26 protein-coding genes are annotated in these 24,764 nt (G+C 77.1%); 18 read left to right on the forward strand and 8 right to left on the reverse strand.

The features are described 5' to 3' along the window. Window positions 1-195 precede the first annotated feature (195 nt). Window positions 196-789: a hypothetical protein gene (locus BLQ97_RS18550; protein ID WP_091367533.1), complete on the forward strand. Its 594-nt coding sequence runs from the start codon at window positions 196-198 to the stop codon at window positions 787-789. A gap of 151 nt (window positions 790-940) precedes the next feature. Further along, window positions 941-1,366 (forward strand): hypothetical protein, encoded by a 426-nt coding sequence (locus BLQ97_RS18555; protein WP_091367535.1) that lies wholly within the window; start codon window positions 941-943, stop codon window positions 1,364-1,366. Between the two features lie 100 nt (window positions 1,367-1,466). On the opposite strand, the gene BLQ97_RS18560 is transcribed toward BLQ97_RS18555, so the two are convergent. After that, a complete protein-coding gene (locus tag BLQ97_RS18560; RefSeq protein WP_091367537.1) occupies window positions 1,467-1,757 on the reverse strand; it encodes a DUF1540 domain-containing protein in 291 nt (96 codons plus the stop codon). Between the two features lie 177 nt (window positions 1,758-1,934). Here BLQ97_RS18560 and BLQ97_RS18565 point away from each other — a divergent pair, with 177 nt between their 5' ends. Beyond that, the gene (locus BLQ97_RS18565; protein WP_091367539.1) at window positions 1,935-2,525 is read left to right on the forward strand and encodes a P-loop nucleotide/nucleoside kinase family protein; all 591 of its coding nucleotides are present in this window, start codon (window positions 1,935-1,937) and stop codon (window positions 2,523-2,525) included. Window positions 2,526-2,528: 3 nt separating this feature from the next. Here BLQ97_RS18565 and BLQ97_RS18570 read toward each other — a convergent pair whose 3' ends face one another. Both BLQ97_RS18570 and BLQ97_RS18575 read right to left on the reverse strand, forming a co-directional pair. Continuing rightward, window positions 2,529-5,039 carry an HAD-IC family P-type ATPase gene (locus BLQ97_RS18570; RefSeq protein ID WP_091367924.1) on the reverse strand — a complete coding sequence of 837 codons (2,511 nt, stop codon included), beginning with the start codon at window positions 5,037-5,039 and terminating at the stop codon, window positions 2,529-2,531. Between the two features lie 130 nt (window positions 5,040-5,169). Beyond that, entirely contained in the window at window positions 5,170-5,379 is a 210-nt protein-coding gene (locus tag BLQ97_RS18575; RefSeq protein ID WP_091367540.1) for a hypothetical protein, read from the reverse strand. Window positions 5,380-5,476: 97 nt separating this feature from the next. Here BLQ97_RS18575 and BLQ97_RS18580 point away from each other — a divergent pair, with 97 nt between their 5' ends. From BLQ97_RS18580 to gcvP, 13 genes are all read left to right on the forward strand, one after another. Beyond that, window positions 5,477-6,349 (forward strand): alpha/beta fold hydrolase, encoded by an 873-nt coding sequence (locus BLQ97_RS18580; protein WP_091367543.1) that lies wholly within the window; start codon window positions 5,477-5,479, stop codon window positions 6,347-6,349. Between the two features lie 90 nt (window positions 6,350-6,439). After that, window positions 6,440-7,312, forward strand: a complete 873-nt coding sequence (locus BLQ97_RS18585; protein ID WP_175471816.1) for a PP2C family protein-serine/threonine phosphatase — start codon at window positions 6,440-6,442, stop codon at window positions 7,310-7,312. A gap of 188 nt (window positions 7,313-7,500) precedes the next feature. Next, entirely contained in the window at window positions 7,501-9,570 is a 2,070-nt protein-coding gene (locus BLQ97_RS18590) for an elongation factor G-like protein EF-G2 (protein WP_091367547.1), read from the forward strand. A gap of 143 nt (window positions 9,571-9,713) precedes the next feature. Continuing rightward, window positions 9,714-10,376 (forward strand): cardiolipin synthase ClsA, encoded by a 663-nt coding sequence (clsA, locus tag BLQ97_RS18595; protein ID WP_245692440.1) that lies wholly within the window; start codon window positions 9,714-9,716, stop codon window positions 10,374-10,376. Beyond that, window positions 10,373-11,257, forward strand: a complete 885-nt coding sequence (locus BLQ97_RS18600) for a DUF881 domain-containing protein (RefSeq protein ID WP_091367550.1) — start codon at window positions 10,373-10,375, stop codon at window positions 11,255-11,257. Before clsA ends, BLQ97_RS18600 begins: the two co-directional genes overlap by 4 nt. Window positions 11,258-11,260: 3 nt before the next feature. Continuing rightward, on the forward strand, window positions 11,261-11,593 hold the full coding sequence (locus tag BLQ97_RS18605) for a small basic family protein (RefSeq protein WP_091107512.1): 333 nt from the start codon (window positions 11,261-11,263) through the stop codon (window positions 11,591-11,593). After that, complete coding sequence (locus BLQ97_RS18610) at window positions 11,590-12,525, forward strand: DUF881 domain-containing protein (RefSeq protein ID WP_091367551.1); 936 nt, start codon at window positions 11,590-11,592, stop codon at window positions 12,523-12,525. The genes BLQ97_RS18605 and BLQ97_RS18610 overlap by 4 nt, the downstream gene beginning before the upstream one ends. 52 nt (window positions 12,526-12,577) lie before the next feature. Then, on the forward strand, window positions 12,578-12,982 hold the full coding sequence (gcvH, locus tag BLQ97_RS18615) for a glycine cleavage system protein GcvH (protein ID WP_091367554.1): 405 nt from the start codon (window positions 12,578-12,580) through the stop codon (window positions 12,980-12,982). Between the two features lie 262 nt (window positions 12,983-13,244). Next, window positions 13,245-13,763: an oxoglutarate dehydrogenase inhibitor Odhl gene (odhI, locus tag BLQ97_RS18620; RefSeq protein WP_091107509.1), complete on the forward strand. Its 519-nt coding sequence runs from the start codon at window positions 13,245-13,247 to the stop codon at window positions 13,761-13,763. Window positions 13,764-13,767: 4 nt separating this feature from the next. Further along, window positions 13,768-14,550: a transcriptional regulator FtsR gene (gene ftsR / locus BLQ97_RS18625; RefSeq protein WP_091367556.1), complete on the forward strand. Its 783-nt coding sequence runs from the start codon at window positions 13,768-13,770 to the stop codon at window positions 14,548-14,550. A 90-nt stretch (window positions 14,551-14,640) separates the two neighbouring features. Then, window positions 14,641-15,126, forward strand: a complete 486-nt coding sequence (locus tag BLQ97_RS18630) for a bifunctional nuclease family protein (protein WP_091367558.1) — start codon at window positions 14,641-14,643, stop codon at window positions 15,124-15,126. Window positions 15,127-15,382: 256 nt separating this feature from the next. Next, window positions 15,383-15,958, forward strand: a complete 576-nt coding sequence (locus BLQ97_RS18635; RefSeq protein ID WP_091367559.1) for a MerR family transcriptional regulator — start codon at window positions 15,383-15,385, stop codon at window positions 15,956-15,958. A 146-nt stretch (window positions 15,959-16,104) separates the two neighbouring features. After that, a complete protein-coding gene (gcvP, locus tag BLQ97_RS18640; RefSeq protein WP_091367561.1) occupies window positions 16,105-19,095 on the forward strand; it encodes an aminomethyl-transferring glycine dehydrogenase in 2,991 nt (996 codons plus the stop codon). A 152-nt stretch (window positions 19,096-19,247) separates the two neighbouring features. Here the strand turns inward: gcvP and BLQ97_RS18645 are convergent, their stop codons facing one another. Then, a complete protein-coding gene (locus BLQ97_RS18645; protein WP_091367563.1) occupies window positions 19,248-19,892 on the reverse strand; it encodes a DUF5701 family protein in 645 nt (214 codons plus the stop codon). A gap of 112 nt (window positions 19,893-20,004) precedes the next feature. Between BLQ97_RS18645 and BLQ97_RS18650 the strand changes: the two genes are divergently transcribed. Continuing rightward, window positions 20,005-20,757, forward strand: coding sequence for a hypothetical protein (locus BLQ97_RS18650; RefSeq protein WP_091367564.1), 753 nt, complete (start codon window positions 20,005-20,007; stop codon window positions 20,755-20,757). Window positions 20,758-20,781: 24 nt separating this feature from the next. Here BLQ97_RS18650 and BLQ97_RS18655 read toward each other — a convergent pair whose 3' ends face one another. Both BLQ97_RS18655 and coaA read right to left on the reverse strand, forming a co-directional pair. Beyond that, a complete protein-coding gene (locus BLQ97_RS18655) occupies window positions 20,782-20,982 on the reverse strand; it encodes a DUF5999 family protein (protein ID WP_091367566.1) in 201 nt (66 codons plus the stop codon). Between the two features lie 270 nt (window positions 20,983-21,252). Then, the gene (gene coaA / locus BLQ97_RS18660; RefSeq protein WP_091367568.1) at window positions 21,253-22,215 is read right to left on the reverse strand and encodes a type I pantothenate kinase; all 963 of its coding nucleotides are present in this window, start codon (window positions 22,213-22,215) and stop codon (window positions 21,253-21,255) included. Window positions 22,216-22,329: 114 nt separating this feature from the next. On the opposite strand from coaA, the gene BLQ97_RS18665 reads away from it, so the two are divergent. After that, on the forward strand, window positions 22,330-23,145 hold the full coding sequence (locus BLQ97_RS18665; RefSeq protein ID WP_091367569.1) for a GNAT family N-acetyltransferase: 816 nt from the start codon (window positions 22,330-22,332) through the stop codon (window positions 23,143-23,145). A gap of 65 nt (window positions 23,146-23,210) precedes the next feature. Here BLQ97_RS18665 and BLQ97_RS18670 read toward each other — a convergent pair whose 3' ends face one another. Continuing rightward, window positions 23,211-24,098, reverse strand: coding sequence for a serine hydrolase (locus BLQ97_RS18670; protein ID WP_091367928.1), 888 nt, complete (start codon window positions 24,096-24,098; stop codon window positions 23,211-23,213). A gap of 98 nt (window positions 24,099-24,196) precedes the next feature. After that, window positions 24,197-24,742, reverse strand: coding sequence for a YbhB/YbcL family Raf kinase inhibitor-like protein (locus BLQ97_RS18675; protein WP_091367571.1), 546 nt, complete (start codon window positions 24,740-24,742; stop codon window positions 24,197-24,199). Window positions 24,743-24,764: the final 22 nt, after the last annotated feature.

Here is a 24,764-nt window from a genome sequence, read left to right on the forward strand (position 1 = left end):
GACCGTCTCCTCCGACCGTTATCCCCAACCCGACGTCGACACGGGACGGAAACGGCACCGTGCCGCGGCGAGGGGAGGGGACCTGACCGCGGGTCACAGCAGCGGCACGGCGCGTTCCCAGGTGCGTCACAGGTTGGGGGTCGACCCTGGGAGGCGAACGGCCGGAGGGACCGGCTGCCGGACTAGGAGTGTCCCGTGCGCAAGAAGATCGTCCTCGCCGCCACCGCCGGTGTGCTCGCGCTGACCGGCCTCGGGCTCGCCGTCCCCGCGATGGCCGACGAGGAGGAGACCGGCACGACCGAGGCCACCACCGCCGAGGACCGCATCCGCGACGCGCTCTCCGGCCTCGTCGACGACGGCTCGATCAGCCAGGAGCAGGCCGACGAGGTGGCCACCACGCTCAGCGACGCCGGCCTGGGCGGGCACGGCGGGCACGGCTGGTTCCGCGGCTTCGACCTCTCCGTCGCGGCGGAGACCCTGGGGCTGAGCGAGGACGACCTCCGCACCGCGCTGGAGGCCGACGGCGCCAGTCTGGCCAGCGTGGCCGCCGACCAGGGCGTGGCCGTCGAGGACCTCGTCGCCGCCCTGACCGCCGCCGCCCGCGAGCACCTCGACGAGGCCGTGGCCGACGGCCGGCTCACCCAGGAGCAGGCCGACGAGCGGGCGGCCGACATCGAGGGCTGGATCACCGAGCGGGTCAACGACACCGACACCGACACCGACGCCGACACCGACGGCGGCCCGCGCGGCGGCTGGGGTCCCTGGGGGCACTGGGGCGACGACGACTGACCCGCGCCCGGCGACCTCCTGACGGCACCCGCTGACGGCGCCGCCCGCACCCGCGGGCGGCGCCGTCGTGCCGTCCACGGTGCGGGCCGGGGGTGGACGGATCCGTCCGCCTGAGGTTAGCCTCGCCTCACCACGATCCGAGGAGGTCTGCGTGGGGCTGCGACTGCCGGTCGGCGACGTGACCGTGCTGCTGGGACCCGACGGTGCCCGGAGCCGGGTGATGACCGCCCTGGACGACGACAGCGGCCGCTGCGCCTCCGGGCACGCGTCGGTGCGGGTGCACCGGCTCGCCGCCCGGGCCGGTGCGGACGTGCGCGACCGGCTCGAGGCGATCGAGGCCGTCGCCGCGCAGGGCGCGACCATCGTGCTCGTCGACCGCTTCACCGACGGCCTGCCCGCCCCCGAGCGGCGCCGGCTGCTCGCCGCCCTGCGGCCGGTGGCCACCGCCGGGCGCGCCGTCCTCGTCGACGACGCCGACCCGGTGGCCGCGCTCGCCGTGGCCGACGGCGCGCTGCGCGCCGACCCGTCCGGCGGGCTCGTCCACGAGCCGCTGGGCGCCGACCTGCTGGCGTCCTGACCCGCGGCGTCCTGACCCGCGGCGTCCTGACCCGCGGCGTCCTGACCGACGGCGTCCGGGGTCGCGTCCGGGGCCGTGGCCCCGGACGCGGGGGAGGGGACTAGCGGGCCGAGTAGGTCAGGCAGTCCGCGGCGTCGGCCTCGGGCCCGACGCTGATCCCCGGGGCGGTGCACTCGAGCTTGTCGTTGTGCACGCAGTCGGAACGGTGGCAGGCGCCGACCATCCCGCTGCGGCCGAGACCGCCGCGGAAGCTGATCTCCACGAAGGTGCCGCAGTGGGCGTGGTCGCCCCCGACGGTGATCGCCCCCGCGTGGCACTGGTGCTCGGCGTTGTAGGAACAGCTGCTCACCGCGCAGTCCTGCACCTGGGGCATGTCCTGGAGAGAGGTCATGGACCCAGGCTGGCACGCCCGCGGAGGGCCCGCCAGCCAAGGAAGGCTAGCCTGACCTGCGCGAACGCCGTCCGGCGGGCACGTCCGGCGGGTTCCGTGCGTTGACCTGTCGACGGACCCGGCCGGGCACCGGCACCCTCCGGGCCGGCCCCCCGGCGGGCCAGGTGGAGGTGGGAGATGACCCTGTCGACCGGTGGGGACCCGGCGCCCGGCGCGCCCGGTGCCGCGACCGGCGGCCCCGCGCTCGTGGTGGTCGGCGGGCTGCCCGGCAGCGGCAAGACGACCCTGCTGCGGCAGGTGCTCGACCGCGACGTGCCGGGCGTGACCGGCGTGGACTCCGAGCACGTCGCCGAGCGGCTGGCCGGCGCCGGCGTCCCCTACCGGCTGCTGCGCCCGCTGGTGCACGCGGTGCACCGCGTGGCCGTGCTGCGGGCGCTGGCCGGCCCCGCCCCGGTCGTCGTCCTCACCGACCCCTGGACGAGCACCGCCTGGCGCGCCGTCGTGCTGCGGGCCGCGCACCGGGCCGGGCGGGCGGTGCGGCTGGTGCTGCTGGAGACCACGCCCGAGGAGGCCGCGGCCGGCCAGCGCGAGCGCGGCCGGGCCATCTCGGCCGGCGCCATGCGCCGGCACGCGGCCCGGTGGGCCCGCCTGCAGCAGGCGCGCGCCGAGGCGGCCGGGTCGGAGGGTCCCGACGACGTCCTCGTCGTCGACCGCGAGGCGGCCCGGCGGCTCACCCTCGACGACGTCCTGGGCCGCATCGGCGGCTGAGCCTCAGCCCGCGGGGGTCAGGCCCAGGGCCCGCTCGAGCAGGCGGAACCGGTAGACCGCGCTCAGCACGGCGAACCAGAGCAGCAGCGCCGGCAGCACCGTGGCGAACACGGGGTCGGCGGCGTCGGTGAGCCCGAAGTAGTCGGTGAGCACGGGCACGAACAGCAGCCCGGTGAACGCCACCACCAGGCCGGCCACCAGCAGCGCCGGCCGCCGGTCGCCGTCGGGGGGAGTCCAGGAGGCGAAGAACCGGTTCGGCGGGCGCAGGAACAGGATGAGCAGGAACGCGGCGTAGGACACGAAGGTCGACAGGCCGGTCTGCGCGCCGATCGTCGCGGCGGCCTCGGCGAACCCGACGTCGGAGGAGGAGACGCCGGTGTAGCGCTCGAAGTCGGCCACCACCTGCTCGGGCGTGCGCGCCGTGCCCACGGCGTCGATGAGCGCCGTGTAGAGCGTGGCGTACACCCCGACCCCGGCCGCCGCGGTGACCACCATCGCCGGGACGACGAAGCGCCACAGCGAGGTGAGCAGGTGCGGGTCGGGCCGCTCCGGCCGCGCCCAGGTGGTGAGGAACAGCGTCGGGACGCCGACGGTGAGCAGCGTCAGCCCGACCTGCGCGGGGGAGTAGGGGAACCCCAGGCCGAGCATGGTGACCGCGACGATCACCAGCCCCTGGGTGCCCACCCGGGCGAGGAACACCTGCATCGAGGTGCCGATGCCGGTGATGATCCGGCGGCCCTCGTGCTGGGCGGGCAGCAGTGCGCCGATCGCGTCGTCGGTGAGCACGATGTCGGCCACGTCCCGGGTGACCGCGCTGCCGCTGCGCATCGCCACCCCGACCTGCGCCCGCTTGAGCGCCCGCGCGTCGTTGACGCCGTCGCCGATCATCGCGACGTAGCGGCCCTGGCGGCGCAGCGCGTCGACCAGCCGTTCCTTCTGCTCCGGCGCGACCCGGCCGAAGACGGCGGTGCGGGTGACCAGCGCGTCGAGCCCGGCGTCGTCCAGCGCGGCGAGCTCCGCGCCGGAGACCGGGTCGCCGGCGTCCATGCCCGCCTGCCGGGCGAGCGCGGCGACCGTGCGCGGGTCGTCGCCGGAGACCACCTTGAGGTCGACCCCGTCGGCGGCGAAGCGGGCCACCGTCTCGGGCACGCCGGGGCGCAGCTCGTCGGCCAGGACCACCAGCGCCAGCGGCTCGAGCGCGGGCAGCCGGGCCCGGCCGTCGCCGTCGCGCAGGGGGGCGGCGGGGTCGGCCGGGCGGGCGGCGACGAGCACCCGCAGGCCCCGCGAGGTGCGGGCGGCGACGGCGTCGGTGAGGTCCGCCCCGGGCGTCGCCGGTGCCAGGGAGTCGGGCGCACCGAGCACCAGCACGCCGTCGTCGGTGCGCACCGCGCTCCACCGCAGCGCCGAGGAGAACGGCACCTCCTCGCGCACCGGGAGCGCCGTCCCCGGGAGCGCGGCGGCCAGCGCGGCGGAGGTGAGGTTGGCCGCGGCGGTGCTGCGGGCCGCCGTCCCGACCAGCCGCTCCACCGCCTCCCGCGGCAGCCGGCCGACCGGCACCACCTCGGCGAGGGTGAGCCGCCCGGTGGTCAGCGTGCCGGTCTTGTCGGTGCACACCACGTCGACGTTGCTGATGGACTCCACGGCGTTGACCTGCTGCACCAGCGCGCCGTCGCGGGCGCTGGCCGCGGCGCCGACGGTGTAGGCGAGCGCGACGAGGAAGAACAGCCCGTAGGGGACCAGGCCCGACAGCACCGCGGTGGTCTGCACCACGCGCTCCACCGACAGCCCCTCGAGGGCGGCCTGCAGCAGGATGGTGGCGCTCATCAGCCCGACGAGCACCATGACCAGCCGGACGACGAAGTCGATCCGCCGCTGCAGCGGGGTGGCGTCGGTGCTCACCCGGCGGACGTCGGCGGTCAGCCGACTGGCGTAGCTGGCGCCCCCGACGTCGCGGGCCAGCTGCCAGCCCTCCCCGCCGGCGGCGAAGCTGCCCGACAGCAGGTCGTCGCCGGGCCGCTTGGGCTGCGCGTCGGACTCGCCGGTCAGCAGCGACTCGTCGGCCTCCACTGCGCCCTCCAGCAGCGGCCCGTCGACGACGACCTGGTCGCCGGGGCGCAGGTGCAGCACGTCGCCGCGCACCACCTCGTGCGGCAGCACCTCCTCGTCGTGGCCGTCGCGCACCACCGTGACCCGGCCGCGGGAGAGCAGCTGCAGGCGGTCGAGCTTGCGCTTGGCGCGGATCTCCTGGACGGCGCTGATGGCGGCGTTGACCAGGCCCAGGCCCACGCTGGTGACCGCGTCGCTGTAGCGGCCGAGGGCCAGGAGCGCAGCGCCGATGGTGAACAGGATCGTGTTGAAGGTGTTGAAGACGTTGGTGCGCAGGATCCGCGCGTAGCCGCGACCGGACGCTCGCGGCGCGGCGTTGCCCTCCCCGCGGCGGAGCCGGGCCTGCGCCTCCGCTCGGGTCAGGCCCCAGCTGCCGGCGGCGCGGTCGGTGGTACGGGTGGGCTGCACGGCGGCCACCCTGACAGGCGGCGCGGCGGCGGGCACGGCGGCGGGCCGCGACGATCAGGTGACCTGATCGTCGCGTGTCCTCCCTCACGGTGGGCGGTGGGGTCGGACGCGCTGCGGTGAGGTGGGACGCTCAGTCGGGCGCGAGCCGGCGGCACTCGGGGCAGGGGTCGGCCGAGCCCAGCCCGCGGCGTCCGGCCCACGACCCCTGGACGACGGCGACCGGCGTCCCGCAGACGGCGACCCACGGCGGCGGCCCGTCGGCGGCATCCCGCGGGACGGCGTGCGCCCGGCTGCTCTCCTGGTCCCGGCCGGCCGCGTGGCCGCTCCCCGCGCTCGTCACCGGCCCAGTGTCCCGGACGCCCGTCCCTGACCGTTATCTCCAACTGGTCACCGCAATCCGGACGACAGCAGCCGGTGACGCCGGTCAGGCTGGCGCGGTGACGACGGAGCACCGGGTGACCGTGGCCGGGGGCGTGCAGCTGTGGGCCGAGGAGCGCGGGGACCCGGCCGCCCCGCCGCTGCTGCTGGTCATGGGCGCCAACGCCAGCGGCGTGCTGTGGCCCGAGGAGCTGGTCGACCTGCTGGCCGCGCGGCACTCGGTGGTCCGCTACGACCACCGCGACACCGGCCGCAGCTCCGCCGTCCTCGACCGCGCGCCCTACGCCGTCGCCGACCTCGCGCGCGACGCCCTGGCCGTCCTCGACGCGCTGGGGATCGCGCGGGCGCACGTCGTGGGCATGTCGATGGGCGGGACGCTCGTCCAGCTGCTGCTGCTCGACGCGCCGGAGCGGCTGCGCAGCGCCACCCTGCTCTGCACCTCCGCCCTCGGCGCCGGGCTGGCCGACGTCGCGGGCACGAGCGGGCTCCCCGGTCCCGCGCCCGCGCTGCTCGAGTACTGGCAGACCATGGGCGGCGACCGCGACCGGGCGGCCGAGCTGGACTGGCGGGTGGAGCACTGGCGGCTCCTGGGCGGCGGGGTGCTGCCCTTCGACGCCGCCTGGTTCCGCGCGCTGGAGGAGCGGGCGATGGACCACGCCGGCAGCGTCCGCGGGCCGGTGGCGCACGCGCTGGCCGACCAGGCCGGCCTCGACCGCGGCGCGGAGCTCGCCGCCGTCCGGGTGCCCACCCTCGTGGTCGACGCGCCGGCCGACCCCGTGAACCCGCCGCCGCACGCCGCCCACCTCGCCGCCGTGGTCGGCGGCGCGCGGCTGGTCCGGGTGCCCGGCATGGGGCACGCGCTGCCGCCCCCGGTGCACGCACCGCTGGCCGCGGCGGTCTCGGCGCACACCGCCGCCGCCGACGCCGGCTGACCGCCACCCCACCGCCCCCCGGGGCGACCTCCCGCGGGCGTCGTGCGCCGCCGCTCTCCGGAACCGGCCCGACCGGGCCATGCTGTCGCCGTGACCGCCCCCGTGACGCCGCTGCCGTGGTTCCCGGCAGCCGAGGCGCCCGGCGGCGGGCGGTCCCCGGCCCCCCGCGGCGCCGTCGACCGGCTCGTCCTCGACCCCGCCGCCGTCTCGCTGGCCGGGCCCCGCGGGCAGGACCAGGACGCCGGCCTCGCCGGGCCGGCGCTGCTCGTCGTCGCCGACGGCGTGGGCGGCGGCAACGGCGGCGCGCAGGCCGCCCGGGTGGCGGTCACCGAGGTCGCCCGCCGGGCCGCCGCCGCGCGGGAGTCGGGCGAGGACGACGCCCCCGACGCGGGCCTGGCCGCCGCGCTCGCCGCTGCCGACGCCGCCGTCCGGTCGGCCGCCGCCGGTGACCCCGCGCTGGCCGGGATGGCGACCACCTGCACCGCCGCGGTGCTCACCCGCGACGGGCGGGTCGTGGTGGCCCACGTCGGCGACAGCCGCGCGCACCTGCTGCGCGGCGGCGTGCTCACCCGGCTGACCACCGACCACACGCTGGTGCAGGCCCTCGTCGCCTCCGGCGAGCTGAGCCCCGAGGAGGCCGCGACCTCCTCGATGCGCTCGGTGCTGCTGCGCGCGCTGGGCGGGTCGGCCGACCCCGGCCCGGCGGACCTCGTCGCCGTCCGGCCCGAGCCGGGCGACCGGCTGCTGGTCTGCTCCGACGGGCTCTCCGGCGTGGTCCCGGCCGCGACCCTGCAGCGGGTGCTCACCGCCGAGCGGCGCCCCGCGGCCGCCGCCTCCCGACTCGTGCTGGCCGCGCTGGCGGCCGGCACCCGCGACGACGTCACGGTGGTCGTCGGGGACGTCGCCCCGGCCGGCTGGGCCGGCAGCACCGCGACGGTCGCGGTGGGCGCCCTCGCCGGCTGAGCCGGGCGGAGCCAGACCGCGTGGGCGGGGGGCTTGCCCGGCGGCTCCGCCCGGGGGCAGGGTGTGACGCGAGACACATCCCGTGACGACCCGGGAGGCCGCGGTGCCCGACCCAGCAGTCGACAGGACCGATCCCGACAGCGAGGCACCCGGCCGCCCGGCCGGGGACGACCGGCCGGGCGGCCGCCGTGGGTAGGGACGTCGTCCCGGCGCCGGCTCCCCGCGAGCCCGCCCGGGTGCGCAACGTGGCGCTCGTCGGGCACGCCGCGGCCGGCAAGACCACCCTCGCCGAGGCGCTGCTCGTGGCCACCGGGGCGCTGCCGCGCGCCGGGCGGGTCGAGGACGGCACCACCTGCCTCGACAGCGACGACGTCGAGGTCCGCCAGCAGCGCTCGGTGACCCTCGGGGTGGCCACCGTCGAGCACGAGGGCACCCGGATCACGCTGCTGGACACCCCGGGCAGCCCGGACTTCGTCGGTGAGCTGCGGGCCGGGTTGCGGGCCGCCGATGCCGCCCTCTTCGTCGTCTCGGCCGTCGGCGGGGTGGACGCCTCCACCGTGGCGCTGTGGGAGGAGTGCGCGGCGGTCGGCATGCCCCGGGCCGTCGTCGTCACCCAGCTCGACCGGGCCCGCGCCGACGCCGAGGAGACCGTCCGGCTGTGCCAGACCGCGCTGGGCGCCGGCGTCTACCCGGTGCACCTGGTCGACCGGGGGCCCGACGGCGCCGTCCGGGACGTGGTCAACCTGCTGCAGCCCGGCGCCCAGGCCCCCGACGCCGACCGGCTCCGCAGCGAGCTCATCGAGGGGATCATCGGCGAGAGCGAGGACGAGGCGCTCATGGAGCGCTACCTCGCCGGCGACGAGCTCGTGCAGGGCGACCTGATGAGCGACCTGGGGACCGCGGTCGCCCGCGGGCACTTCCACCCCGTGCTCTGCGCGGCCCCGCTGCAGGGCATCGGCCTCGACGCGCTGCTCTACCTGGTCGTCCACGGCTTCCCCTGCCCGACCGAGCACGGCTGCCCGCCGGTCACCCGCCCCGACGGGTCACCGGCACCGGCCCTGTCGTGCGACCCCGACGGCCCGCTGGTGGCCGAGGTGGTCAAGACGACGACCGACCCCTACCTGGGGCGGGTGTCGCTGCTGCGGGTGTTCTCCGGCACGCTCACCCCCGACACGCCGGTGCACGTCTCCGGGCACGGCGGCGCCGAGCGCGGCCACCCCGACCACGACGCCGACGAGCGGATCGGCGCGATCTCCTCCCCGCTGGGCGCGGCGCTGCGGCCGGTGGCGTCCTGCCCGGCCGGCGACGTGTGCGCGGTCGCCCGGCTGACCTCCGCCGAGACCGGCGACACGCTGTCCTCGCCCGGCGACCCGCGGCTGGTACCGCCGTGGGAGCTGCCGGTGCCCCAGCACCCGGTCGCCGTCGAGGCCGCCTCCCGCGGCGACGAGGACCGGCTGGGTCCCGCCCTCGCCCGGCTGGCCGCCGAGGACCCCACCCTGCGCGTCGAGCGCTCCCGCGACACCGGCCAGCTGCTGCTGTGGTGCGTCGGGGAGGCCCACGGCGAGGTGCTGCTCGAGCGGCTGCGCTCCCGGCACGGGGTGGCGGTGACGACGGTGCCGGTGCGGGTGCCGATGGTGGAGACGCTCGCCGGGCCGGCGAAGGCCACCGGCCGGCTGGTCAAGCAGTCCGGCGGGCACGGGCAGTACGCCGTCGTGGTGGTGGAGGCCGAGCCCGGGGAGCCGGGGTCGGGCATCACCTTCGCGCAGCGCGTCGTCGGCGGGGCGGTGCCCTCCCAGTACCACGGCAGCGTGGAGAAGGGGGTGCGCGCCCAGGCGGCGAAGGGCGTGCACGACGACCGGCCGCTGGTCGACGTCCGCTTCGTGCTCGTCGACGGCAAGGCGCACTCGGTCGACTCCTCCGACGCGGCCTTCCAGTCCGCCGGGGCGCTGGCCGTCCGCGAGCTCGCGGCCGCCGCCGGCACCAAGGTGCTCGAGCCGTGGTGCGAGGTGCAGGTGGTGGTGCCCGGCGAGCACGTGGGCGCGGTGATGAGCGACCTGTCCTCGCGGCGCGCCCGGGTGACCGGCAGCGACGCCGACCCCGCGCGCGACCGGACCACCGTGCGCGCCGAGGTGCCCGAGCTGGAGCTGCTCGGCTACGCCGGGGCGCTGCGCTCGGTCAGCCACGGCACCGGGTCGTTCACCCGCCGCCCGCTGGGCCACGAGCCGGCGCCGGCGTCGCTGGTCGCCGTCCCGGTGTAGCGGCCGGTCGGGCCCAGCGGTCGGCCCCGCTGCAGATCCCCGGAGCGGCCCCGTCCGGAGGCTCGCCACGAGCTCGCGAGTGGTGAGGGGGACGGGGTCGGTGAACTAGCCTCGGGCACGGTGTGCAGCGGGGTGGAGGAGCAGTGACGTCGTCGCAGGGGCCGTCGGCCACGGGGCCGGGGCCCGTCGTCGACCGCAACGCGCTGCCCGACCGCGTCTGGACGGTGCCCAACGCGCTGTCGGTGCTGCGGCTGCTCGGCGTCCCGCTGTTCCTGTGGCTGCTGCTGGGCCCGCGGGCCGACGGCTGGGCCGTGGTCGTCCTCATGGTCGCGGGGGTCACCGACTACGCCGACGGCAAGCTCGCCCGCGTGCTCGGGCAGTCCAGCCGGCTGGGCGCGCTGCTCGACCCCGCCGCCGACCGCCTCTACATCGTCTCGACGCTGATCGCCTTCGTGCTCCGCGACGTGGTGCCGCTGTGGTTCGTGGCGCTGCTGGTGGGCCGCGAGCTCGTGCTCGGGGTGGCGCTGCTGCTGCTGCGCCGCCACGGCTACCCGCCGCTGCAGGTGCACTACCTGGGCAAGGCGGCCACCTTCATCCTGCTCTACGCCTTCCCGCTGCTGCTGCTGGCCGACGGCGGCGGCGCGCTGGTCGCCGTCCTCACCCCGGTCGCCCGGGCGCTGACCATCTGGGGCGGCGCGCTCTACCTGCTCGCCGGCGTGCTCTACGTCGTCCAGGTGCTCGGCCTGCTGCGCGCCGAGCGGGCGGTCCCCGTCGGGGCGGGCGCGGCGCCCCGTCCGGCGCCGTGAGCGCGCCCCGCGGGGGCGGGGGTGCGCGGTCGATGGGCGCCTCGCTGCTCGACCAGGTGCTCGCCGAGACCCTCGACCCGGCCTACGCCCGTGCCGCCCGGGCCCGCGCCGCGCGCGGGGAGGACGCCGGCCCCCGCCGGCGTCGCCGGCTGGGCCCCACGGCGGTCGCGCTCACCATGGTCGGCGCCGGCCTGCTGACCGCGGTGACCTGGGACCAGGCCGCCTCGGGGGCCGAGGGCCGCCAGGAGGTCCGCGCCGCGCTGGTCACCGAGATCGAGGCGCAGTCGGCGACCACCGACGGCCTCGCCGCCGAGCTGGAGGCGCTGCGCCAGCGGGTCACCGGCGCGCGCGAGGACGCGCTGGCCGCCACCGCGCAGGGCCAGCGCGCCATCGACGACCTCGACGCCGCCGAGCAGGCCGCCGGCCTGGTGCCGGCGATCGGGCCGGGGCTGCTGGTCACCCTCGCCAACGCCGAGGCCGACGCCGACTCCGACCCGGTCGGCGGCGGGGGCGGCGAGGACTCCCGCGGGCGGGTCCAGGACGGCGACCTGCAGCTGGTGGTCAACGCGCTGTGGGCGTCGGGCGCCGAGGCGGTGGCCGTCAACGGCCAGCGGCTGGGGCCGACGACGGCCATCCGCTTCGCCGGGGAGGCGGTCCTCGTCGACTTCCGCCCGGTCACCAACCCCTACGAGGTCAGCGCGATCGGCGACCCGGACGAGCTCCGGTCGCGGTTCCTGGCCAGCTCCGAGGTCGGCGCGCTCGCCGTCGTCTCGGACCTGTACGGCCTGCGCTTCGAGTTCGCCGAGGAGGACGAGCTGTCCGTGCCCGCCGGGGGAGTCCCCGAGCTGCGATCCGCCGTCCCGGCCGGAACGGGGGGCTGAGGCGTGCTGCCCGTGATCGGCCTGGCCGTCGGCATCGTCCTCGGCCTGGTGTTCGACCCGACCGTGCCGGTGGGCCTGCAGCCCTACCTGCCCATCGCGGTGGTCGCCGCGCTCGACGCGGTCTTCGGCGGCGTCCGGGCGCGGCTGGACGGCATCTTCGACGCGAAGGTCTTCGTCGTGTCGTTCGTGTCCAACGTCGTCGTCGCCGGGCTGATCGTCTTCCTCGGTGACCAGCTGGGCGTCGGCGCGCAGCTGTCGACGGCGGTCGTCGTCGTGCTGGGCATCCGCATCTTCGGCAACGCCGCGGCCATCCGCCGGCACGTGTTCCGGGCATGAGCGGCACCCCGCGTCCCGACGACGCCGAGCGGCCCGGCCCGCCCGCCGACGACGACGTCCCCGCGGCCACCGGGGAGCGTCCGGCCGGGGAGGAGCAGCTCACTGAGGAGCCGGCCCCTGAGGAGCCGGCCCCTGAGGAGCCGGCCCCGGAGGAGCCGGCCCCCGAGGAGCCGGCCCCCGAGGAGCCGGCCCCCGAGGAGCCGACCTCCGAGGAGCGGCCCGCCGCGCCGGCGGCCGGCCCCGCGCGGCGCCGGCAGCGGCGGGTCGCCGGCGCGCTGATCGCCGTCCTCACCCTGCTGCTCGGCTTCGCCATCGCCGTGCAGGTGCGCAACACCGACACCGGCGAGGCGCTCGCGGCCACCCGCGAGGAGGACCTCGTCGGCATCCTCGACTCCCTCGACTCCCGCGAGGCCCAGCTGCGCCAGCAGATCGCCGACCAGCGGGCCGCGCTGCGCGACCTGTCCGGCACCGACAGCCGCTCGGCCGCCGCGCTCGAGGAGGCCACCGCCCGGGCCCAGGCGCTGGCCGTCCTCAACGGCACCGTCGCCGCCGAGGGCCCGGGACTGGTCATGACCATCCGCGACCCGCAGGGCCAGGTGCGCGTCGCCGACCTGCTCGACGCCGTCCAGGAGCTGCGCGGCGCGGGCGCGGAGACGCTGCAGATCGACGGCGTCCGGGTCGGCGTCTCCACCGCGGTCACCGGGGAACCGGGGGCCCTGCGGATCGACGGCCGGCCGGTGAGCGCGCCCTACGAGGTGGTGGTGATCGGCTCGCCCCAGGACCTGCAGACGGCGATGAGCATCCCCGGCGGCGTCGTGGACCGGGTGGGCCGGCAGGGCGGCAGCGTCGACATCGAGCAGCGCGACCGCGTCGTGGTGGACGCGTTGCGACCCCTCGACGAGCCTCAATACGCTCAGCCGCAGACCGAGTGAGGACCTCTCCACCCCCCGGGGAGGCCGCGGACGACCCTGGAGACGACGCCGCATGACCACGCCCGACGACCGCCGCTACACCGACCAGCACGAGTGGGCGCTCGTCCAGGGGGGCGGGGACTCCGGCACGGTGGTCCGCGTCGGCATCACCGACCACGCCCAGGACGCGCTGGGGGACATCGTCTTCGTGCAGCTGCCCGAGGTGGGCGCCGAGGTGGCCCCCGGCAACCCGATCGGCGAGGTGGAGTCGACCAAGTCCGTCTCCGACGTGTACTCGCCGGTCGCCGGCGTCGTCACGGCGGTCAACGAGGCGCTCAGCGACACCCCCGAGACGGTCAACGCCGACCCCTACGGGCAGGGCTGGCTGGTCGAGGTCACCGTGTCCGGGGACGGCGGGGACCCCACCGCCGACCTGCTCGACGCGGCCGCCTACCAGGCGCTGGTCGACGCGTCCTGAGCACCCCCGGGTCCCCGGGAGACCCCCGCCCGATCACTATGCTGCCCTCGGGAACGGGCTCCGGCCCGGCCCGCTGGGACTGCTGTGGCGTCGCCCCGACGCCCGGTTGACCCTCGGGTCGACCGCTGGTTCCATGACCAACGGCCCGCCGTGCCCCGCACGGCGGCCGACCACGAACGGACCGTCCGGTCCGTCGTCCGCCGGCCGCCCGCGGCAGACCCCCTCGCCCGCGGCGGTGCCCCCTGCACCGGAGGAGACAGACGTGCACTGCACTCGTTGTGGCCACGACAACCCCGAGGGCAGTCGCTTCTGCGCGCAGTGCGGCGCCGCCCTCTCCCAGGAGCGGGTCGGCGAGTCGACCAGCGTGATCCCCAAGGTCGGCGGCGAGGACTCCGGCGAGGTCCCCGAGGTCTCCGAGCCCGCCCCCGACGCGCACGCCGGCGCCGTCGAGTCGCTGCCGGCCGGGTCGGCCCTGCTGGTGGTCAAGCGCGGCCCCAACGCCGGCAGCCGGTTCCTGCTCGACCAGGACGTGACCACCGCCGGCCGGCACCCCGACAGCGACATCTTCCTCGACGACGTGACCGTCAGCCGCCGGCACGTGGAGTTCCACCGCGAGGGCGGCGGCTTCTCGGTGCACGACGTGGGCAGCCTCAACGGCACCTACGTCAACCGCGAGCCGGTCGACGTCGCGACGCTGGCCGGTGGCGACGAGGTGCAGATCGGCAAGTTCCGCCTCGTCTACCTGACCGGCCCCCGCACCGGCGAGCCCGCCGCCCGCTGAGCCGGTGCCCGGAGCGCCCGCCAGCGCGTCCGGGGGCGCCGCCGACGCGCGCACCCCGCGCCTGACCATCGGCGCGGTGCTGACGGCGCTGCGCGACGACTTCCCCGACGTCACGATCAGCAAGATCCGGTTCCTCGAGAGCGAGGGACTGGTCGCCCCGCAGCGGACGCCGTCGGGCTACCGGAAGTTCTCCCGGGCCGACGTCGACCGGCTGCGCTACGTGCTCACCGCGCAGCGCGACCACTACCTGCCGCTGCGGGTCATCAAGGAGCACCTCGACGCGCTCGACCGCGGGCTGCCGGTGCCCGGCACCGGCCCCGCCGTGCCGGGCCCCGCCGTGCCGGGCCCCGACGTGCCCGCCGACGGGCCGGCGGCTGGGCACCGGGCCGCCCCGGCGCCGGCCGCCCCGGCTGCCGAGCGCCCGCTGCCGGCCGAGGAGTTCGCCCGCGCGGCCGGCCTCGAGGCGGGGCAGCTGGCCGACTGCGTCCAGTACGGCCTGCTGGCCCCCGACGCCGACGGCCGCCACCCGGCCGGCGACCTGCCCATCGCGCAGGCCGCCGCGGGCCTGGCCCGGCACGGCATCGAGCCGCGGCACCTGCGGGTGTTCCGCACCGGTGCCGAGCGCGAGGCGGTGCTGGTCGAGCAGCTGCTCGCGCCGGTGCTGCGGTCGCGCTCGGAGGACGCCCGCGCCCGCGCGGCGGAGGAGCTGGCGCAGCTCGCCGGGCTGTCCGCGCAGCTGCACCGGGCCCTCCTGGAGGCACGCCTCCGGGACCTCCTGCGCCCCTGAGGGCGGCGTACGGTGGACCTGCCGCCGGAGGGGCCGCCGTCCACGCCGTGCCGGCGCTCGCCCGTACGCCGCAGCTGAGGGAGCAACACCGTGCAGGAACTCAGAGTCGTCGGGGTCCGGGTCGAGCTGCCCGGCAACCAGCCCATCCTGCTGCTCAAGGAGACGCAGGGGGAGCGCTACCTGCCGATCTGGATCGGTGCGGTGGAGGCCGCGGCGATCGCGTTCGAGCAGCAGGGGGTGCGGCCCGCGCGGCCGATGACCCACGACCTGCTGCGCGAGGTCGTGCGCACCCTGGGCGCCGAGCTCGAGGCGGTCAACATCACCGAGATGCGCGACGGCATCTACATCGCCGAGCTGGTGTTCGGTGACGACCGGGTCGTCTCCGCCCGGCCCTCGGACGCCGTCGCCCTGGCCGTCCGCACCGGGGCACCGATCTACGGCGCGGAGGAGCTGCTCGACGAGGTGGGCATCGAGATCCCCGACGAGCAGGAGGACGAGGTCGAGAAGTTCCGCGAGTTCCTCGACCAGATCTCGCCGGAGGACTTCGGCGCCGGGTCCGGTTCCGGCGGGGCGTGAACGGGCGGGGTGCGTGTGACCCCGTCCGCCACAGTCGTCACACGCGTCCCGACCGGCGCGGACGGGCTACAGCAGCGCGACGCACCTGCCGATACCACCCCTCCGGGGTGCTCGCGGCGACACGCCGCCCGCGTCAGTTGACCGCCCTGGGGGCCCGGCTTACGGTCGCGGACAACACCGGTGTGATCCGTGGGGAAGCGGATCTGACCGGGACGCCCGCCGCGACCGTGGCGGCACGCGAAGGAGGACCGCTGACGTGAGCGACCAGAGCGAGGGCTCCCAGGGTCAGCTCTTCAGCGACGCCGCCGTCGGGGCACCGGACTACGACGAGGTCGACAGCGACCTGGTCGGGTACCGCGGCCCGACGGCGTGTGCCGCGGCCGGGATCACCTACCGCCAGCTCGACTACTGGGCCCGTACCGGACTGGTCGCCCCCTCGGTGCGCAGCGCCACCGGCTCGGGGACTCAGCGGCTGTACTCGTTCCGCGACATCCTGGTGCTCAAGGTGGTCAAGCGGCTGCTCGACACCGGGGTGTCGCTGCAGAACATCCGCCGGGCCGTCGACCACCTGCGCAACCGCGGCACCAAGGACCTCGCCAACGTGACGCTGTTCTCCGACGGCGCGACGGTCTACGAGTGCACCTCGGCCGAGGAGGTCGTCGACCTGCTCGCCGGCGGTCAGGGCGTGTTCGGCATCGCCGTCTCCGGTGCGCTGCGCGAGCTGTCCGGGGAGCTGGCCGAGCTGCCCGCCGAGCGGCTCGACGGCGCCCCGCTGCACGCGGCCGAGGACGAGCTGGCCATGCGCCGCCGTCGTCGCGTGCAGACCGCGTAACCCACCGAAGCTCCTCCGGAGCCGGCACTGCCGGCGGTGCTCGGCGATCGCCGGCGCTGCAGCACCGGCAGTGCCCGGGGAACGCCGTCGGTGCGGCTCCGCCCGACCCGGGAGGGTGCCGCGCCGCCGCTGGTAGCGTCGTGACAATGGCGGATGCTGCTGCTGGCCCCCTCCCGTCGCTGTCCGCGCTGAGCCCCGCGGGGTCGTTCGCGGCCCGGCACATCGGCCCCCGCGCCGACGAGACCGCCGCGATGCTCGAGACCGTCGGGTACGACTCGCTGCAGTCGCTGGTCGACGCGACCGTGCCCGAGGTCGTGCGCGACCGCGACGAGCTGAGCCTGCCGCCGGCCGCCGACGAGGCCGCCGTCCTCGCCGAGCTGCGCGAGCGGGCCGCGGCCAACGAGCTGAGCGTCCCGATGATCGGCCTGGGCTACTCCGGCACGGTCACCCCGGCGGTCATCCAGCGGAACATCCTGGAGAACCCCGCCTGGTACACCGCCTACACGCCCTACCAGCCCGAGATCAGCCAGGGCCGGCTCGAGGCGCTGCTGAACTTCCAGACGGTGGTCGCCGACCTCACCGGGCTGCCCGTCGCCGGCGCCTCGATGCTCGACGAGGCCACCGCCGCCGCGGAGGCGATGACCCTGGTCCGCCGGGCGGGGCGCGCCAAGCCCGACGCCGTGTTCGTCGTCGACGCCGACACGCTGCCGCAGACCCTCGCCGTCCTCGAGACCCGCGCCGAGCCGCTGGGCATCCGGCTGCACGTCGCCGACCTCTCCGCCGGGTGGCCGGCCGACCTGCCCGCGGCCGGCGCGTTCGGCGTGCTGGTGTCCTACCCGGGCGCCAGCGGCGCGGTCCGCGACCACCGGGCGCTGGCCGAGGCCGCGCACGCCGCCGGCGCCGCGGTCGTCGTCGCCGCCGACGTGCTGGCGCTGACCCTGCTCGAGGCGCCGGGCGAGTGGGGCGCCGACGTCGCCTGCGGCAGCACCCAGCGCTTCGGCGTCCCGCTGGGCTACGGCGGCCCGCACGCCGGCTACCTGTCGGTGCGCGAGGGCCTGGCCCGCCAGCTGCCCGGCCGGCTGGTCGGGGTCTCGGTGGACGCCGACGGTGACGTCGCCTACCGGCTGGCGCTGCAGACCCGCGAGCAGCACATCCGCCGGGAGAAGGCCACCAGCAACATCTGCACCGCGCAGGTGCTGCTCGCCGTCATGGCCGGCGCCTACGCCGTCTACCACGGGCCCGAGGGGCTGACCGCGATCGCCGCCCGGGTGCACCGCAGCGCGCTGGCACTGGCCGGGTGGCTGCGCGCCGGCGGCGTCGAGGTGGTGCACGAGGCCTTCTTCGACACCGTGCAGGCCCGCGTCCCCGGCCGGGCCGACGAGGTGGTCGCCGCCGCCGCGGCCCGCCGCATCGACCTGCGCCGGGTGGACGCCGACACCGTGGCGGTGGCCTGCGACGAGACGACGACCCCGGAGGTGCTGCGCCAGGTGGCCGCGGCGTTCGGCATCGCCGCGGACGACTCGGCGCTCGACGACGACGGCCCCGACGCGCTGCCCGACGCGCTGCGCCGGCGCACGCCGTTCCTCACCCACCCGGTCTTCTCCGCGCACCGCTCGGAGACGGCGATGATGCGCTACCTGCGCGCGCTGTCGGACAAGGACCTGGCGCTGGACCGCACGATGATCCCGCTGGGCTCGTGCACGATGAAGCTCAACTCCGCCGTCGAGATGGCCGCCATCACCTGGCCGGAGTTCGCCGGGCTGCACCCCTTCGCCCCGGCCGACCGGGCCCGCGGCTACCGGCAGCTCATCGACGAGCTGTGCGCCTGGCTGGCCGAGATCACCGGCTACGCCGCGGTCAGCGTGCAGCCCAACGCCGGCTCGCAGGGCGAGTTCGCCGGGCTGCTGGCCATCCGCGGCTACCACCGCTCGCGCGGCGAGGAGCACCGCGACGTCTGCCTCATCCCGAGCTCCGCGCACGGCACCAACGCCGCGAGCGCGGTCATGGCCGGCATGCGGGTGGTCGTGGTGGCCTGCGACGAGGCCGGCAACGTCGACCTCGCCGACCTGCGGGCCAAGATCGGGCAGCACGCCGACCGGCTGGCCGCGATCATGGTCACCTACCCGTCGACGCACGGGGTGTTCGAGACCGACATCCGCGACATCTGCGCGGCGGTGCACGACGCCGGCGGCCAGGTGTACGTCGACGGCGCCAACCTCAACGCGATGGTCGGGCTGGCCCGGCCGGGGCGCTTCGGCTCCGACGTCAGCCACCTCAACCTCCACAAGACGTTCTGCATCCCGCACGGCGGCGGCGGTCCCGGCGTCGGGCCGATCGGCGTCCGGGAGCACCTGGTGCCCTTCCTGCCGGGCCACCCGCTGGCCGACACCGGCGGGCAGGGGCCGGCGGTGTCGGGCGCCCCGTGGGGGTCGGCGGGCATCCTGCCGATCTCCTGGGCCTACCTGCGGCTGATGGGCCCCGACGGGCTGCGCCGGGCCACCGAGCACGCGGTGCTCGGCGCCAACTACCTCGCCGCCCGGCTGCGCGAGCACTTCCCGGTGCTCTACACCGGCGCCGGGGGGCTGGTCGCCCACGAGTGCATCCTCGACATCCGCCCGCTGACCCGGGCCACCGGCATCACCAACGACGACATCGCCAAGCGGCTGGTCGACTTCGGCTTCCACGCCCCGACGATGAGCTTCCCGGTGGCCGGCACGCTGATGGTCGAGCCCACCGAGAGCGAGGACAAGGACGAGCTCGACCGGTTCGTCGAGGCGATGGTGGCCATCCGCGGCGAGATCGATCGGGTCGCCTCCGGCGAGTACGACCGCGAGGACAACCCGCTGCGCAACGCCCCGCACACGCTGAGGATGCTCGCCGGCGACTGGGACCGGCCCTACGACCGCGCCGCCGCGGTGTACCCGGTGCCCTCGCTGGTCACCCGCGGCTACCTGGCCCCGGTGCGGCGGATCGACCAGGCCTTCGGCGACCGCAACCTGGTCTGCTCCTGCCCGCCGCCGGAGGCGTTCGCCGAGCCGGAGCCCGCGCACGCGCCGCAGACGCACGTGCCCGACCCCGGCGAGGGCGCCCCCGACGACCTCGGCACCGCCGCCGACGTGGTGGGCGCCTCCGCCTAGCGGCGCCAGATCTGCACACCGGGTGCCGTCCGGGCCCGGACGGCGACCGGTGTGCAGATCTCGCCGTGCAGATCTCGCCGTGCAGATCTCGCCGTGCAGATCTCGCCGTGCAGATCTCGCCGTGCAGATCTGGCCGTGCAGGTCCCGCCCGGTCAGGACACCGCGGTGCGGCCCGACGCCGAGGCGATGCCCAGCCAGGTGTGCCGGTTGCCCGCCCAGCACCAGCCGACCTTGGCGGTGCCGCGGCGCTGCGGCCCGTCGCGGCCGGTGCCGTTGCTGATCCACAGCGCCGGCGTGCGGGCGTCCAGCGACCCGTCCGGCCGCCGCAGCCGGGAGCCGACGGTCATCGTGCAGGCGTTGCGCTCGAGCACCCCGGGGCTGTGCAGCAGCCAGGTCAGCCCCTCGGCCACGATGAGCGGCGTCCGCCCGGCCGCCCGGATCCGCGGCAGCGCGTCGTCCGGCGTCACGTCCCGGTACTCGTCGCCGCGCTCGGGCCCGCACAGCGCGTAGACCGGGCCGGACGGCGGGACGGCGTCGGGCAGGGGGGCGAAGTCGTCGAGGTCGGTGAGGTCGACGACGACGAACGCCGGCCGGTCCCGCCACCGCACCGCGGGCACCAGCGCCGAGGCCGGCACCCGGTCGGGGGCGAGCACCAGCAGCGCGTCGCGGGGACACGCGGCGGCGGCCGCGCGCAGCTCGGCGTCGGACAGCCCGGCACGTCCGGCCAGGCCCAGGGCGGCCAGCCGGTCGGCCTGCTCGGCGGGGGAGGGGAGCGTCAGGGGGACGGCGCGGGTCACGGGACACCTCCGGAGGAGGGGACGGCGGACCGTCGGGCAACGCGCGGGCGCCCGGCCCGGTTCCGCGGGTGACGGGTCGACGCCCTCCCGGCCGGGGAGGACGATCGGCGGCATGGTGCGCGGTGGGCGGGGACGGGTCGCGACGGCGTGGGTGGCCCTGGGGGCCGGCGCGGTCCTGACGGCCGGGTGCGCGGGGGTCTCCGACGCCGCGGCCCCGGTCAGCCCGGCGGCGGCGACCACGCCCGCAGTGGCGCCGGCGTCGCCCGACGCGCTGCGGGACCGGCTGCTGCCCGCCGCGGCCTTCGGCGCCGACGCGACCGTCGTCGGCCTCACCCTGGAGCAGGCCGGCACCGGCCTGGCCGGCCTGGCCGGGGACTGGTGGGACGGCGACACCGGGGCGCCCACCGTCGAGCCGGCGCTGTGCGGCTCGGCGCTCGGAGCGGTGGCGGGGGCCGCCGGGAGCCCGGACGCCGAGTCGCCGGTGCTGGTGGCGCAGGCCGCGCTCGGGCCGCAGGCGCGCACGGTGGAGGTGCTCGCCGAGTCCCCGGCGCTGGCGGGGGTGCAGCTGCCGGTCGACCGGCTGCTGGCCGCCTGCGCGACGGTCACGGTGACCGCGCCGGGCGGGGAGACCGCGACGGTCGGGCTGTCGCCGCTCGACGCCCCGGAGCTCGGGGACGCCGGCGCGGCGCTGCGGGTGACGGTCGACCGGGCCGGTCAGGCCACCGCGACCGCGCTGGTCGGGATCGTGGTGGACGGCGGCCGGGGGCTGCTGCTGGCGCAGACCGCCGCCCCGGGGGCGGCCGAGCCGGACCCGGGGGCGTTCACGGCCCTGCTCGGCGACGCGGCCGAGGCCGCCGCCGGCTGAGCGGGAGCGCCCCCGGGTCCTCGCTCAGGCCGGGACGAGCCCGGTGCGCCACTCGTGGTGGTCGGGGACGGCGCGGCCGTCGGGGAGCAGCTCACCGTCGTCGTCGAAGAGGACGACGCCGTTGCACAGCAGGCTCCAGCCCTGCTCGGGGTGGCTGCTGACGACGGCGGCGAGGTCACGCGCTTCGCTGCTGGGGTCGGGACACGGGGTGGGGTGTACGCACATCAGGATCGACTCCCGATCGGCCGGCGGGGAAGGCCGGGGTTACTTGTAGTGAGCGTCCGAGTACCGGACGTTCCGAGTGTGCGCCGTCGACCGGCCCTCGTGGGGTGACGAACCTCACCACCTGACCCGATCGGGTCGTCAGCACCTGCCAGCCGGGACGCCGGACGGCGCACCGGCCGCTCTTGTCATCCCGTTATCCCCAACTTATCGGCGCTCTCGCCCGGGGAGCGCGAGTGACGGAGGCAGTGAGAGGACGGGGGAAGGGTGCGGTCAGAGCTTGCGGAGCAGCACCCGGCGCACCGCGTGGTCGGCGGCCTTCTGCAGCACCAGCCGGGCGCGCGAGCGGGTCGGCGCGATGTTCTGCCGCAGGTTGGGGCCGTTCACCGCGTCCCAGATGGACAGCGCGGTGGCCCGGGCGTCGTCGTCGCTGAGGCCGGCGTAGCGGTGGAAGTAGGCCGAGCTGTCGGCGAACGCGGTGCGCCGCAGGGCGAGGAACCGCTCGACGTACCACTGCTGCACGTCGGACTCGGCGGCGTCGACGTAGACGGAGAAGTCGAAGAAGTCCGACAGGAACACCTCGGGCACCCGGCCGTCGTCGCGGCGGCCGGCCTGCAGCACGTTGAGCCCCTCGAGCACGAGGATGTCGGGCCGGTCGACCACCTGGCGCTGGCCGGGCAGCACGTCGTAGCTCTGGTGGGAGTACACCGGCGCGCTGACCTCGCCGCGGCCGGACTTGACGTCGGCGAGGAAGCGCACCAGGGCCCGCCGGTCGTAGCTCTCGGGGAAGCCCTTGCGGGCCAGCAGGCCGCGCTGCTCGAGGACGGCGTTGGGCCACAGGAACCCGTCGGTGGTGACCAGGTCGACCCGCGGGGCGCCGGGCCCGGCGGCCAGCAGCGTCTGCAACAGGCGGGCGGTGGTGCTCTTGCCGACGGCGACGCTGCCGGCGACGGCGATGACGTAGGGCACCTTGGCGGTGGTGTCGCCGAGGAAGCGGCTCTGCGCGGCCCACAACCGCCGGCTGGCGGTGACGTGCAGGGCGAGCAGTTCGGCCAGCGGCAGGTAGACGGTGGCCACCTCGCCGAGGTCGATGCGGTCGCCGAGGCTGCGCAGCGCCCGCAGGTCGGCCTCGTCCAGGGGCAGCGTGCGGTCGCCGGCCAACCCCCGCCACGTGGCGCGGTCGAACGCCGCGTAGGGCGAGATCTGGGTGCGGGTCACGGCCGTCACGCCGTCCATCGTGCCGCCCGCCCTCCCGCGGGCGGGTCCCCGGGGTCCCTCCGCGGGGGGAGTCCGGGCCCGGGCGCCGGTCGTGGCGCGGCCGGCGGGGCGGCCCGCGTCTAGGGTGCCGGTGTGCCGACCCGCCCCGGCCTGCTCGACCGCGTCGAGCAGTACGCCGCCGCCGCGCCGCTGGCCGATGCGCGGGTGGTGCCCGTCGGGACCCTCGACGTCCCGATCGGCTCGCCGGCCTGGCCCTACCCGGCGCGCCCGCGGCCGGGCACGCGCACGGTGGGGGCCGACGACGTCCGGCGGGCGGTCGCGCTGCAGGACGAGGCGGGGCTGCCGGCCGCGGTGGAGTGGGTGGTCGAGCGGACGCCGTCGCTGGCGGCCGCCGCCCGGGCGGCCGGTCTCGTGGTGACGGAGTTCCCGCTGCTGGTCGTCGACGACCCGGTCGAGCTGCTGCTGCCGCACGGGGTGCGGCTGTACCTGGTGGGGGCCGAGGACCCGCGGCTGCCGTGGTACCAGGAGCTGCTGGAGACCGCCTTCGCCCCGGACGTCGAGGTGGCCGGCGCTCCCGAGGGCGCGGCTCCCGACGGCGCGGCGGCCGAGGACGCGCGCACCGCGGTGCTGCGCGAGCGGGTGGCCACGGGGCGCACGGTGGTGATGGTCGCCGTCGAGGACGGGCGGCCGGTGGCGGTCGGCGCACACCAGCCGGTCGACGTCGGCGGCCGCGAGGTCAGCGAGGTCGTCGGGGTGGCCAGCTCCCCGCGCCGCCGCGGCCGGGGTGTGGGCGCGGCGCTGGCCTCGGCACTGGTGGCGCAGGCGCGCGAGACCGCCGACCTGGTGTTCCTCACCGCCGGCGACGACGACGTGGCGCGCGTCTACGAGCGGGTGGGCTTCGCGTGGCTGGGCGCCACCGGGGTCGCCGACCGGCCGGCCCCGCGCTGAGCCCGGCCCACTGAGCGCGGCCCACTGAGCCCGGGCCCCTGAGCCCGCCCCGTTGCGCCCGGCCGTCAGCCGGGAGGCGGGGACAGCAGCGCGGCGGCGGCGCCGTCGAGCGCGGCGCGGGCCCGGCCGTAGGACACCGAGCGCGGCACCTCGCTGAGCAGCACGACCACCCGGTTGCCGACGACGCCGACGGAGTGCAGGTGCCGCTGCCCGCTCAGGCAGCACATCCAGCCCTGCTTGACCGCGGTGGCCGGTGGCGCGGTGCCGAAGACGCCGAAGCGCTGGTCGAAGCCGTCGGCGGCGACCGGCGTGGTGGCGCTCATCCAGGACAGCAGCGTGGCGGCGTCCTCGGGGTCGGCGACCTGGCGCAGCGTGCCGAGGAAGCGGGCCAGGTCGCGGGCGGTGGTGGTCGTCTCGCCCCACTGGCTCGGGTCGTCCGGGGGAGCGGTGTCGCGCAGGCCGTAGCGGGCGGCCACGTCGCGCACCATCTGCGGACCGCCGAAGCGGTCCCAGAACTGGGAGGCGGCCGGGTCGTTCGACGCGCTGATCATGTCCTGCAGCAGCCGCCGGTCCCGCTCGCCCAGGGTGACCGTGCCGGCGCGGGCCCGGTGCAGCAGGTCCTCGGCGAGGAAGAGCTTGACCAGCGAGGCGGTGGGCAGGGGCCGGGCCGCCGCGGGGCCGTTGTCGGCGGTGCGCAGGACGAGCCGGCCCCCGGTCGCCCCCGGCCCGGTGAGCCCGGGGGCGACCGGCACGAGGCCGGCGACCGCCACGGCCAGCGTGCCCCCGGGGGCACCGAGGGGGCCGACCACGGGCGCCAGCAGCCCGGGTGCCGGGGGCGCGGCCGCGGCCCGCCGGGGCTCGAGGAGCACCTGGGCCAGCAGGAGGGCCAGCAGCAGGACCGGCACCAGCACGCGGTACGACGGCGGGCGGGCCGGGACCGGGCGGGAGGGCACCGGGGACACCACGGCCCCTGCCTACCCGGTCCCGGCCCTGCGCACCTACCCCGCGGCGGGACGACCTGGTTCCGTTGCGGTGTCCGCCCGGGGTGGCGTCACTCCTGGGTGTAGGTGGGCACCAGGACGGCGCGGGCCAGGGTGTGGCCGAAGAGGTTGAAGCCGTGGAAGGCCGGCGAGGCGTCCTCGGGCACCCCCATGTCCTCGACGTCGAGGGCGTGCACGACGGTGTAGTACCGGTGCGGGCCGTGCCCGGCCGGGGGAGCGGCGCCCACGTAGCCGGCGAATCCGGCGTCGTTGCGCAGCTGCCGCGCCCCGGCCGGCAGCCCCGCGCCGTCCTGGTCGCCGGCGCCGGCGGGCAGCTCGGTGACCGACGCGGGCAGGCCGGTGACGATCCAGTGCCAGAAGCCGCTGGCGGTGGGGGCGTCGGGGTCGTAGACGGTGACGGCGAACCCCTGGGTGCCCTCCGGGAAGCCCGACCACGACAGCTGCGGCGAGCGGTCCTGCCCGCCGGCGCCCATCATCCCGCTGACCTGGGGCGCGGCCATCTCCTCGCCGTCGCGGACGTCGGTGCTGGTCACCGTGAACGACGGGACGGGGGGCAGGAAGTCGTAGGGGTTCGGGGGCGTGGGCCGCTCGGCCATGGGGCGCTCTCCTCGCGTCGGG

This window comes from Geodermatophilus telluris (assembly GCF_900102745.1).
Taxonomy (GTDB): Bacteria; Actinomycetota; Actinomycetes; order Mycobacteriales; family Geodermatophilaceae; genus Geodermatophilus; species Geodermatophilus telluris.